An 11,949-nucleotide genomic window follows, 5' to 3' on the forward strand; every position below is an offset into this window, starting at 1 on the left:
ACTTATGCTTTAACAACTGCTCGTTTTAATCTTCTTTTGATGTTTGCATCCACCACAAAATGGTCGATAAGAGGTGCAAAAGTATTCATCAGAAGAATGGCCAACATCATACCTTCAGGATAAGCGGGGTTAAACACGCGAATCATGATGGCAAATAAGCCTATCAAGAATCCATAAATCCACTTACCGGTTTCGGTGCGTGAGCCGGTAACAGGGTCGGTAGCCATAAATACGGCACCAAATGCAAAACCACCAAGTGTAAGATGGTGAATCGCATCAACCTGCATAAGACTGTTAATACCAATGAGATTAAATACGAGTCCCATAAAGTATCCTCCCAAAAAGACAGAGACCATAATCTTCCAGCTTGCTACGCCGGTAAAGATGAGTATAACTGCTCCTATCAATATGGCCAGTGTACTTGTTTCACCAATTGACCCGGGTATTATACCCAGGAAACTGTTCCACAACGGGAATGAACCAATGTTACCTTCAACAGCAGCAGCTAAGGCTGTGGCACCTGTTGTAGCATCAACACCCTCCATTGTCGATAGTCCGGAAATCCAGACCAGGTCACCCGACATTTGCGCGGGGTAAGCGAAGAAGAGGAAAGCCCGTGCAAGTAATGCAGGGTTCCAGATATTCATACCGGTTCCGCCAAATACCTCTTTGCCAATAATCACCGCAAAAGCGGTAGCAACAGCCACCATCCATAACGGAATATCAACAGGTAAAATAAGAGGGATAAGCATCCCTGAAACCAGGAATCCTTCGTTCACCTCATGTCCACGCATCTGCGCAAAAGCAAACTCAATGGCCAAACCTGTCAGATAGGATACAATTACAATTGGAATCACTTTAAATACGCCATGTAATATTGTCTCCAGGAAAGTAACCTCCTGTCCGAGCGCCAGAAAATGTTGGTATCCGGTATTCCAGATGCCGAACAATAATGCCGGGACAAGCGCCATTACCACAACAATCATGTTACGCTTCATGTCCATGGCATCGCGTACATGCACTCCATTCTGGTTGGTCTTGTTAGGGACAAATAACAAGGTTTCAAACGCATCATAGGTAGAATGAAGCATTTCAAACCGCCCCCCTTTCGAAACGTGGGGTTTGATATTATCCAGTAATTTTCTTAATGCCTTCATCAGAAATTATTTTGTTGTCATTTTTCTCTTAAGTTGTACCGCACACAATCAGTTATGCGGCCGGGATGAAAGGTATAATGTGCGTTAAGCTCCCATTTCCTTAATCATCAAATCAATTCCCTTACGCAAAATCGCTTGCAGTTCAATTTTGGAAGTATCCACAAATTCACAAAGTGCCAAATCCTCTTCAACCACTTCGTAAATACCGAGCTGCTCCATTTTATCAATATCCTCCATCATGATGGCCTTGATAAGAAACTCAGAAAGAATATCCATAGGCAGAACCGCATCGTATTGGCCGGAAACAACAATTGCCCGTTCACCACCGTGCATGTTGGCGTTAAGTTTGAACTCTTTTTTGGGGAACAACCAGCTGAAGTAGCTACGTGATACGCTGAACTTGCCAAATCCGGGTAGTGCCCAACCTAAGAACTCATACTCATCACCTTCGGGAATAACAGTTATCTGAGAGTGATAGAATCCGATAAAGCCATCGCTGGTAATCTTCTCTCCGGTGAGTACATTGCCGCTGATGAAACGCAAAGACGTGTTATTTTTGATGTGGGCAACAAGTTCTTCAACAGAGGCGCCTAGTCTATAACGATAGTATGCAGGCTTTTCAACCTCTGAACCGGTAACGGCAATTACGCGGGAGAAATCGTGATGTCCTTTGGTGAAGATAGAGCCTATTGAGACGATTTCCTGTGGCTGAATAACCCAAACTTTTTCTCCTTTATTGATAGGCATAACATGGTGAATCTGAACACCAACGTTACCAGCGGGGTGTGGCCCTGAAAATGCGTGTAACTTTACACCCTGAAGCGTATTAAACACTTTAGAAGCCGCATCACTGCTAATACCGATATGGACCTCGGGGCAGAGTTTCTTAAGCACTTCGATACCTGCTTTGAGTGCATCCTCCTGACCGGTTAATACAAAATCAACGTCGGGAGCCAAAGGAGAAGAGTCAAATCCTGAAATAAAAATAGCCTTAGGTGTGTCTTGCGGGTTGGCAATCACATCATAAGGCCGCTGACGCAGATATGGCCATGCACCACTTTGCAACAAGCGGTTGATGACAGCGTCTCTGTCAAGACTTGCCGGATTTGCTGCTCCGAAATCCACATACTCATCCTTGCCATCGCTTTCAACAATCACCTCCAGAATTCGTCGTCTCTCGCCACGGATAACGCTCTTTAGCGTACCGCTTACCGGAGAAACAAACTTAATTTCGGGGTGATATTTGTCCTGGAAGAGTACTGTCCCAATCTTCACGGCATCACCTTCTTTGGCAACCACTTTAGGCACAACGCCTTTAAAGTCGGTAGGTTTAATAGCAAACAAGTCAGGCAGACGGGATTGTCCGAAAATTTTCTCAGCTTTACCCGCCAAGGGGATGTTAAGCCCTTTCTTTATTTTAATCACCTCAGACATACTTGAATTGTATTTTGAATTTGATGCCAAAATTAAATAAAAATCTAACTTTTCCATATATTGCAGTCGAGAAACCATTTCATTATGAGCACAAATAATCCACACAAATTTGTCCGAATAACTCTTAATTGGTTCAATTTGAACCAATACGGAAATTTATCTTTAAAAAGCAAAAAAAGAAAATTTGCACTATTAGTAATCTTTAACATTTTACTGTCGGCTCAATGGGGTTTAGCACAGAAAAATTACGCTGAATTTGTTTCTCCTGCCATCAAAACTCTACAGTTCCATCGAGAAAGCTGGCCACTATCACACCCCATCATTCGACTAAACGCTGGTCAAAGTTTAAACCTTTCGTTTGACGAACCTGGTAGCGGAACAAAAAACTATCACTATACCGTTGTGTTATGTGATATTAACTGGAACGAGGCCGAATTAATGGTGACCGAGTATATAAGGGGTATTCCGGTAAACCCATTAAACGATTACGCGTTTTCGTTCAACACCACATTTGATTATGTGCGCTATCAACTCACCCTTCCAAACGAAAACATGCAACTGACGCGCTCAGGCAACTATGCGCTTCTGGTGTTTGAAAACCATGACCGGCACAACCCTGTCATCGTAAAACACTTTTTGGTGGTTGAGCAGCATGCCGATATAGTGCCACGCATAAAGAAAACAGCTCAGTCGTCCATTCGCGCATCGCATCAGGAGATAAATTTTGAGGTTAACCATGCAGGTTTTACAATCAACAACCCCATAGAAGAGATTTCGGCAGTAATAAAGCAGAATGGCAGAACCGACAATGTAATATCCAATCTGAAACCGATGTTTTTTCGTGATGGATTTATGGATTTCAACTACAACAGGGAAACGATGATGGAGGGAGGCAATGAATTCAGATATGCTGATATCCGAAGCACCAGATTTCTCTCCGACCGGATACAATCAGCGGATTTCATGGATCCATTCTATCACATCACCCTTTTTCCGGATATCCTGCGCAATCCATCTTCATATTATTACCGACAGGATTTAAATGGACGCTATTACATTCAGGTTCAAGAGCGCAACAACCCGGAGCTTGAAGCTGACTATATGTTTGTCCACTTTAAATTACAGGTTGAGCGTCCAAATCCATTGCAAAAAATATATCTGAACGGTGCACTCACCAACTGGCAGTTAAATGAAACATCGGAGATGACCTATAATCCCATTAGCAAAGCTTATGAGATTTCACTCCTACTCAAGCAAGGGTATTACAATTATCAATATCTCACGGTGGAAGCAGGCGAAAGGAGCGGTTCACTTTTCCCCATCGAAAACAGTTTTCATCAAACTGAAAACGATTACCTGATAATACTATATTATAAAGGCATCAGCGACAGAAACCACCGCATTATCGGAGCCGAAACATTCAACACCTTGCTGCCGGCACCACGGATGACACCTTGATAGGCAAAACCTGACTCTAAATATAAAGGGATTTGATTATTGAAGAAAAACTCTAAACCATTAATATATGCTTACCAGAAAAATATTCGTTACACTTTGCTTACTGTTCTTAATAGTTACCGTAAATGCTAATGAAACGATTCAAATTAATCAAAACCAATACTTCATTGATCTTAATAAAAAACTCGTCCTTACGAATATAGGAGTAGAATTAGTAAATTCAACTTGGAATGGGACTAAAAATCATATTTATATTGGTGAGGCTTGCGAATTTTTAAATCCTGTTACTAACATAGAGATTGGTGTAGAATATCTCATTTTTATCCCATCGCAAAACACCAACTTCTCGCTCTTTTTCACTGAACTGCCTATTATTAGTATCAACACAGATAACACCATTGTAGATGAGCCCAATGTTTTAGCCAATTTTAAGATGATTGAAACAAATCAAAATTATTTAGAATCTTACGTCGGCATTCAATATAGAGGAGCTTCTTCTCAATCTTATCCGAAAAAATCGATGGAAATTGAATTTTGGACGGATAATACTGGAAATACAACCCAGGATTACTCTCTATTGGGAATGGTGAATGACGATGATTGGAATCTACAAGCCATGTATAACGAACCTTTACGAATTAGAAGTAAAACCAACAATGATTTATGGCGGATGATAAACACCCTTCATTATCAAAATCAAGAGCCTGAGGCAATAAATGGCATAAGAATGAAATACGTAGAGCTCTTTGTTAATAATGAATACAGAGGTTTATATTGTTTAGGTGAAAAGGTGAATCGAAAACAGTTGAAACTAAAAAAACACAATGGAACAATTAGGGGTGAGTTATATAAAGGTGTTTCTTGGGGTGCAAGTACTTTCAAAAGCATTCCACCTTATGACAACAATTCATTATATTGGAGTGGATTTGAATATAAACACCCCGATGAAGAAACGAATTGGTCAAATATTTATGAATTAGTTGACTTTGTTATAAATTCGTCAGATAACGATTTTTACAATCAATATAAAGAGCGCTTTGAACTTGACAATTTAGTTGACTACTATATCTTTCTTAATCTCTTAAGAGCAACAGACAACACAGGTAAAAACCTATATATTGCTAAATATAATACAAACTCAAAGTACTTTTATGTGCCCTGGGATTTAGATGGTACTTTTGGAATAATTTGGAATGGAACTAAAGACAATACCACAAACGATATTCTTACTAACGGACTTTATAATAGGCTTAAATTTGAATGCAGCGCAGGTGGCTTCCTAGAAAAACTAAAAAACAGATGGAATGATTTACGGTCTTCTGTGATTGCCCACGAATCAATTATGTCTTTATTTTCTTCAAATTACAATTTTTTAGAGAGAAACGGTATATATGATAGGGAGAAATTGGCTTGGACAGGTTATGTTCATGAAAGCAATAGTTTAGATTATATATCTTCCTGGCTTACTAACCGATTATCATATCTGGATCAAAAGTTTAACGAAGAATGTAATCCATTGTCATCAAAAAACTTAACACCCAACGACAACTTAATTCAAATATTTCCAAATCCGACTGACGATTTGATTTATATCAATACTGAATTATCACATGGTTTAATCGTTTCTGTTTATAACAATTTAGGTAAACTTGTATTACAAGAGTCTCTCAGTCAATCGAGCAATAAAATCTCTTTAAAAAATCTGACCAGTGGTATTTATTTCATCCAAGTAAAAAACGATGAACATTTTGAAGTTCAAAAAATAATATTAACAAAATCAAGTAGGTAAATTATTAATTCTCATGTTAACCCATAGTAGAACATAAACGAACCTCTCATCTCATGCAGTAGCTCTCATTCGTCAGCAAGATCAAACCTCTGCAAGGACACAACTATAAATGATATTTTTCATATCTATTAGATCGGTGATTTTGTAAATTTGGGAAAAGCCGCACTAAGTTATCGGTGTAAACTTCATTGTGTTCCATTTCAGAAAGGACAGAATTCAATGAAGCGTCGCCATAAATAAAACCCAAAAACCGATATGCCATGCCTAAAGGATTTTTTAAAGTACCCGTAGCCAAAAACGAACCGATATTGAGTTATGCACCCGGTTCTGCTGAACGGATGGCTCTTAAAGAGCAAATTGAACAATTTCGCTCTACACAGACCGACATACCAATGTACATTGGCGGTGAAGAGGTTCGCACAGGCAACCTCGTCCCAATCTATCCGCCACACGATCATGGTCATCTATTAGGACATTACCATCAGGGTGATGAAACGCATGTGTACCGAGCAATTGATGCTGCGCATAATGCTAAGGAAAAATGGGCAGCTTTGTCATGGGAACATCGCGCTTCCATATTTTTAAAGGCCGCAGATCTCATTGCTGGACCCTATCGGCAAAAGATGAATGCCTCTACCATGTTGGGGCAATCGAAAAACGTATATCAGGCCGAAATTGATGCAGCTTGCGAAATGGCCGATTTTCTGCGGTTCAACGTGCAATATATGACCCAGATTTATGCCGATCAGCCGGAGTCGTCGGAAGGTATATGGAACAGACTTGAATACAGACCCCTGGAAGGATTCGTTTTTGCACTGACACCTTTTAACTTTACTTCAATAGCCGGCAATTTACCATCCGCGCCTGCGCTCATGGGCAATGTGGTTGTTTGGAAACCCTCAAAAACAGCTATTTACTCGGCAAAAATCATAATGGAGGTATTTATGGAGGCGGGTGTACCCGATGGGGTTATCAACCTTATTTATGCATCGGGACCAACTGTTGCCAGAGTTGTTTTTGAACATCCTGATTTTGCAGGGATACATTTTACAGGATCAACCGGTGTATTTCAAGACATCTGGGCCAACATAGGCAACAACATCAAAAAATATAAATCATACCCACGAATTGTGGGGGAAACAGGTGGGAAAGATTTTGTAATAGCCCATAAAAGTTGTGATGCACGAGCCGTGGCTACTGCTTTATCAAGGGGTGCATTTGAATATCAGGGGCAAAAATGTTCAGCAGCATCACGCGCATATTTGCCTGCAAGCCGTTGGGAAGAAATACATCAATACTTAAAAGCAGACCTCAGTGCAATGAAAATGGGTCCGCCTGAGGATTTCAGCAACTTCATCAATGCCGTGATAGATGAGGCCGCTTTTAAAAAATTGACCTCTGAAATAGATGCAGCCAAAAACTCACCTGAGGCAGAAGTTATTCTGGGAGGCAATTACGACAAAACAAAAGGCTACTTTATTGAGCCTACAGTTATTCTTGCCAAAAATCCATTCTATCAAACCATGCAGGAAGAGTTGTTTGGGCCGGTGCTGACAATTTATATTTACGAAGACAATTCGCTTGATGAAACGTTGAACATTCTTGATCGCACCTCAATTTATGCCCTCACGGGTGCCGTTTTTGCGCAGGACAGATACGCCATTGAGCACATCACGAAAAAATTGTCGAATGCGGCCGGCAACTTTTATATCAACGACAAACCCACAGGAGCTGTGGTAGGTCAGCAACCGTTTGGCGGAGCACGAGGCTCAGGTACAAATGACAAGGCAGGTTCGCTTTTGAACCTTATCCGGTGGATTTCGCCTCGCACAATAAAAGAGAATTTTGTACCCCCAACCAATTTCAGATATCCTTTTATGGGTTAGTAAACCATTACGAAACGGAGCGCAGGTAAAATCATATCTGCGCTCCGTTTGTATTAAAAACTAACTGGCATTAATCACTTAAGCACAAAAAACTTTTCACAACGGCGCATATTACACTCCAATCACACAGATGCACACCGCAATAATAGCATCAACACATCCGCTTAAAAAGGTTGACCGATATTCGATGAGAGATAGCGATTCAATAAAATAAAAAGGCTAATTTTGCGCCATACATCCACCAAAGCACAAGATTATGAAGTGGAAAGAAATAACGAAAATTATTCTGCCGTTATTACGCAACAAATACGTTCTAACCGGATTGGTTTTTATTATCTGGATGGGGTTCTTTGACCAAAACAATATGGTAGATCGCATTTCATTGTCGAAACGCATCAGAGACCTTAAGAAACAGAAAGAGCATTACCAAAATGAAATTATTGAAAACCGCCATAGAATGGAGGAGTTGCAGGGAAGTCATGAAAACCTTGAAAAGTTCGCACGAGAACAATATATGATGAAAAAGCCCCACGAAGATCTATTCATTGTGGCAGAATAATTAATGGAACAGTGTAACAAGTAAATATGGAATTAAACAAAATACTCTCGGTATCATATTACGCCGGAATGGTGCTTCTTTTTGCTGGAATTGTAATGCACCTGTCGCTCCACCCACTTGCGTTGTGGGTTTATATAGCAGGCTTACTGCCCATAGTTGGCATTCGTATTTACAACCGACTCATTGGAAAACCTGAGAACAGACGAAAACACATGATACTTGTTGTTAGTGCTCTGGCCTTGGTTGCGGCAGGCGTGGCTATGTACCTTTCTAAATCTTTTTGGGTAGCATTTATTGCTGTATCAGCGGTATTGGATTTTTACATCAGTTTCAGGCGTTTTTAATTCCTGCACTGCCTATATACAAGGGATAGTCTCTCTCCATCTTCCGAAAATAAAGCAGCAGATCTTTTTCCATAAAAAAAGCGTCAGTAGAATGACCCATTTGCTCAAGTAGCGCAATTGCAGCATCGTAAACCGGCATTTTCTCAAAAAAGTGCTCGTGTACATAATTGAGATATTTTACGACACGAAACGCGTTAAAAACCTCAAAAAAGCGCCGTTCAAATCCGGCTTCACCACCAACATCCTGTTTTACAACTTCCAAATCGATAAAAAAACCCGAATTTAAAAGGTAACTGCGCATTGGACCTGAAAATTCATACGTCCATTTTTCATACGTCTCGGCTGACATTTTAAAAAGCTCATTTTTTCGCTTGAAGAACGCACTTAAATCATCAAACGCCCTGACATTATAAGTTAAGTTTACGTTGGTGGCTCCCGACACGTGCCCGGACATGGCTGCTCCGGTTCCAAAGATGACACGATCAGAAATTCGGGGTGAAGGGTAAATCACTGTATCAGTAATCTCGCCAAAATTACCCAGAGGTATAAGTTTCTGCAAAAAATAGAAATCTTCACCGGCCTGTTTGCGCGGCATACCACCGGCGCGTGCGTATGACACCGCACGCATACTAATAGCCGAACCCATCGCATGAAAAGGATAAGGAAAACCAACATAGCGATGAGCCTGCATAAGATAGCGCAGATGCAACTCATAACTGGTGATGCCATCATAAATGAGTGAAGGAAACTCAGCTCCCTCAAGTGGATGTTCAAAATAGATATTGGCTCCGGAGCGGGATGGGTCATCGTACCAGTTACCTATTGCAGTAAAATAATTTTCGTCCACAAGGGTATCAGCATCCAGTGTAACAACAATACCATCAGGCATTTGATTTTGGTAAAAACTGCTACATACAGCATCCATACCAATTTTACGCGCCAATCCTGCCCCAAAATGTTTGCGTCGCAGGCCATAAGCTTCTATCACCTTAAGTTCCATCCATGCTGGTAATTTACTCCCAATCTCTGAGCGGATGCGATTGGCGAAGGCACGTTGTGAAGCTTCGAGAGATGCGCTGTCGGCTTCCGAACTGTTGATTACCACAAGAATACCCACGTTAAACACAGGTTGATCACATAACAACAATTGCGAAAGTGTACGACAGAGATAATCCTCCTCTTTATATGCAGGGATAACCACTACCAAGCGGGTTTCGGGTGTGAAGAGGTCGTTAAACCATTCAGAAACTGAATGCCGGGCAGTGTATTTTCCCAATGTGTTTAAATCCTTTGTGAGCATGGAAAAGTGCAAAACAAAAAAGCCGAGATTCGTTAAACACAAACCTCAGCTCAGATTATACATTAATGGTATCTATTTTTTTCTGGAAGCGGCATAACGGCTATTCAGAATTATTACCACATCGTTTGTTACATCAAGTTCATCATCAGCAAAAAGGATATTGTCACCCATGGTATTGCTTAGCACCATACGGTAAGCACGCTGTTTGCTATAATCAGAAAGAAATGCCGTAATGGTATCTCTCAGCTGCTGGTTCATGCGTTCCTGTTGCGACATCAACTCATTTGAAAGACGTGCATTAAGCTCTTGCAACTCCTGCTCTTTCTGACGTAGTCGGCGCTCTTCACTTTGAGCGCGCTCCAGTGAAAGGAATCCATTGTTCTGAATTTTCCTTTGAAATTCCACCATATCCTGTTGAAACACACGCGCACGTTCGTTAAAATCAGTCCTTGAAGACTCTTCTTTCTTGATCAGCTCCTCACTAAGTTGACGGGCAAAATCATATTTAATGATTAATGAATCGGTATTAATGAAAACTATTCCGTTATCGGCAAAGGATTCGCCTCCCGAAAGCCGGGTTTCTCCATTTCCCTTTTTTCCATCGGATAAAACCATAGCAAACAATGCAATAACAGCAACCACCAAAATGGCATTAACAATCAATGATGTCTTCTTCATATACGCTTCCATGAAATTTACCTTATTTTTTAACGACAACAAATATAACTTTATAAGCAACATATAAAAACAGTTTTACCTTGAATTTTACAAAAACATAAAAATTCCTTTGGTAAGATGAACTGCCAGATAAAAAACTGATATAGAGAATTAAATTGAGAGGTAGTAGTGTCAGAAAAACAGTAATAAAACTAAGAGACAGAGCGAACCATTTATCTGTCTCTTAGCATATTAACCATTAAACTAAAAAATCTTACGTCGTGCCGGCCGGTTGTTTGACCACCCGCCACCTAATCCTTGTGACGGTTCGTTACATGGCACGGGGCCACGTGGCGAGGAAATGATAGGTCCCCGGTTAAATCTGTAGATGACTGAAAACTCATTGCTGCCGTTGCTCCGGCCAGCCAGACCGGAAACGGTCATGTCATAACTATAGGCAAGGTGAATGGTACCAATATTAACACCAAGACTAAATATAATTGCATCATTGTTCCTTAACGAAGGGCTACTCACTCCCGGAATACCTCTATACCAAAGTCCGGCTTCAATGGGATTGGCAAACCAGTAAACACCTAAATCCAACTGTTGAAAACTCTGCTGTTTACGGTACATAAACGCCAAGGTAGCACTCTGCTCATTTTTACCGCGACCGGACTCCTGATAGACGTGTCTGTACCCTCCATAAACAACGGTTTTGAGTGGCTCAGGCGTTTCTATGTCAGTAAAACCGAAGTCATTCTTAACGAGGTGGTCAAGCGTAAAGCCTGCCCAAAAAAAGTCACTATACACCATTGCAGATGCTGTTGCATCCAGCTTGCGAAAATGCTCGATGGGAAACTCGGCGTTGATCCAGGGAAAGGTTTCGCCTCCCGGGCCTACCTGCGAAAGCTTGGAAGGGTCAATTTTGCGCTCGGCAAACTTAAACTGCAACCCTGGTCTGATAAAGATATCCTGTGAAACAGCCAGTTCATACGCGTATTGTATTCCGAGGTTTTGAGTTATCAGCTGGCCACCTCCCTGATCATCGCGCAGAAAAAGCAAACCCACACCGCTATTGTAACCAGGCAGATACTCATCATACGAAAAAGCATAGGTACGATAGGTATTTGCAATTCCCGGCCACTGGTCACGATAATTTAAAATAACACGTCCTCCACTTGTAAACCCTGCAAAAGATGGGCTTAGATAGAGGGGTGCGGCATACACCTGCGAGAAAGACATATCTTGTCCGCTGGAAGGCGTTACCAAACCAAACATCAAACAAGCAGTCAATAAAAAGTTAACGCTCGCTCTCAAAATCCTGTATCTAAAAATGTTCTTCACCTAACTTCGCTCTTTGTTTCA

At 41.0% G+C, this 11,949-nt stretch carries 10 protein-coding genes; 5 read left to right on the forward strand and 5 right to left on the reverse strand.

Annotation, left to right across the window (positions count from 1 at the left end; genetic code table 11):
* Nucleotides 1–2: 2 nt before the first annotated feature.
* Together ALKIM_RS0105620 and ALKIM_RS0105625 are read right to left on the reverse strand one after the other, a co-directional pair.
* On the reverse strand, nucleotides 3–1,157 hold the full coding sequence (locus ALKIM_RS0105620; protein WP_026473782.1) for an NADH:ubiquinone reductase (Na(+)-transporting) subunit B: 1,155 nt from the start codon (nucleotides 1,155–1,157) through the stop codon (nucleotides 3–5).
* A gap of 84 nt (nucleotides 1,158–1,241) precedes the next feature.
* A complete protein-coding gene (locus tag ALKIM_RS0105625) occupies nucleotides 1,242–2,591 on the reverse strand; it encodes a Na(+)-translocating NADH-quinone reductase subunit A (RefSeq protein ID WP_026473783.1) in 1,350 nt (449 codons plus the stop codon).
* Between the two features lie 84 nt (nucleotides 2,592–2,675).
* Here ALKIM_RS0105625 and ALKIM_RS0105630 point away from each other — a divergent pair, with 84 nt between their 5' ends.
* The 5 genes from ALKIM_RS0105630 (at nucleotide 2,676) to ALKIM_RS0105650 (ending at nucleotide 8,627) form a co-directional block, all read left to right on the forward strand.
* Nucleotides 2,676–4,049, forward strand: a complete 1,374-nt coding sequence (locus ALKIM_RS0105630) for a type IX secretion system plug protein (RefSeq protein ID WP_052345425.1) — start codon at nucleotides 2,676–2,678, stop codon at nucleotides 4,047–4,049.
* A gap of 67 nt (nucleotides 4,050–4,116) precedes the next feature.
* Nucleotides 4,117–5,838: a CotH kinase family protein gene (locus ALKIM_RS0105635; RefSeq protein WP_026473785.1), complete on the forward strand. Its 1,722-nt coding sequence runs from the start codon at nucleotides 4,117–4,119 to the stop codon at nucleotides 5,836–5,838.
* Between the two features lie 260 nt (nucleotides 5,839–6,098).
* Entirely contained in the window at nucleotides 6,099–7,724 is a 1,626-nt protein-coding gene (gene pruA / locus ALKIM_RS0105640; protein ID WP_026473786.1) for an L-glutamate gamma-semialdehyde dehydrogenase, read from the forward strand.
* Between the two features lie 256 nt (nucleotides 7,725–7,980).
* The gene (locus ALKIM_RS0105645) at nucleotides 7,981–8,283 is read left to right on the forward strand and encodes an FtsB family cell division protein (protein WP_026473787.1); all 303 of its coding nucleotides are present in this window, start codon (nucleotides 7,981–7,983) and stop codon (nucleotides 8,281–8,283) included.
* A gap of 26 nt (nucleotides 8,284–8,309) precedes the next feature.
* Complete coding sequence (locus tag ALKIM_RS0105650) at nucleotides 8,310–8,627, forward strand: hypothetical protein (RefSeq protein ID WP_026473788.1); 318 nt, start codon at nucleotides 8,310–8,312, stop codon at nucleotides 8,625–8,627.
* Here the strand turns inward: ALKIM_RS0105650 and ALKIM_RS17745 are convergent.
* From ALKIM_RS17745 to ALKIM_RS0105665, 3 genes are all read right to left on the reverse strand, one after another.
* On the reverse strand, nucleotides 8,614–9,903 hold the full coding sequence (locus ALKIM_RS17745; protein ID WP_044118175.1) for a glycosyltransferase family 2 protein: 1,290 nt from the start codon (nucleotides 9,901–9,903) through the stop codon (nucleotides 8,614–8,616). The two genes, ALKIM_RS0105650 and ALKIM_RS17745, sit on opposite strands and share 14 nt — an antisense overlap.
* 96 nt (nucleotides 9,904–9,999) lie before the next feature.
* Nucleotides 10,000–10,605, reverse strand: coding sequence for an OmpH family outer membrane protein (locus ALKIM_RS0105660; RefSeq protein WP_026473789.1), 606 nt, complete (start codon nucleotides 10,603–10,605; stop codon nucleotides 10,000–10,002).
* Between the two features lie 243 nt (nucleotides 10,606–10,848).
* Nucleotides 10,849–11,928 carry a PorP/SprF family type IX secretion system membrane protein gene (locus tag ALKIM_RS0105665; protein WP_262480531.1) on the reverse strand — a complete coding sequence of 360 codons (1,080 nt, stop codon included), beginning with the start codon at nucleotides 11,926–11,928 and terminating at the stop codon, nucleotides 10,849–10,851.
* Nucleotides 11,929–11,949: the final 21 nt, after the last annotated feature.

It is taken from the genome of Alkaliflexus imshenetskii DSM 15055 (genome assembly GCF_000517065.1).
GTDB classification, from domain to species: domain Bacteria; phylum Bacteroidota; class Bacteroidia; order Bacteroidales; family Marinilabiliaceae; genus Alkaliflexus; species Alkaliflexus imshenetskii.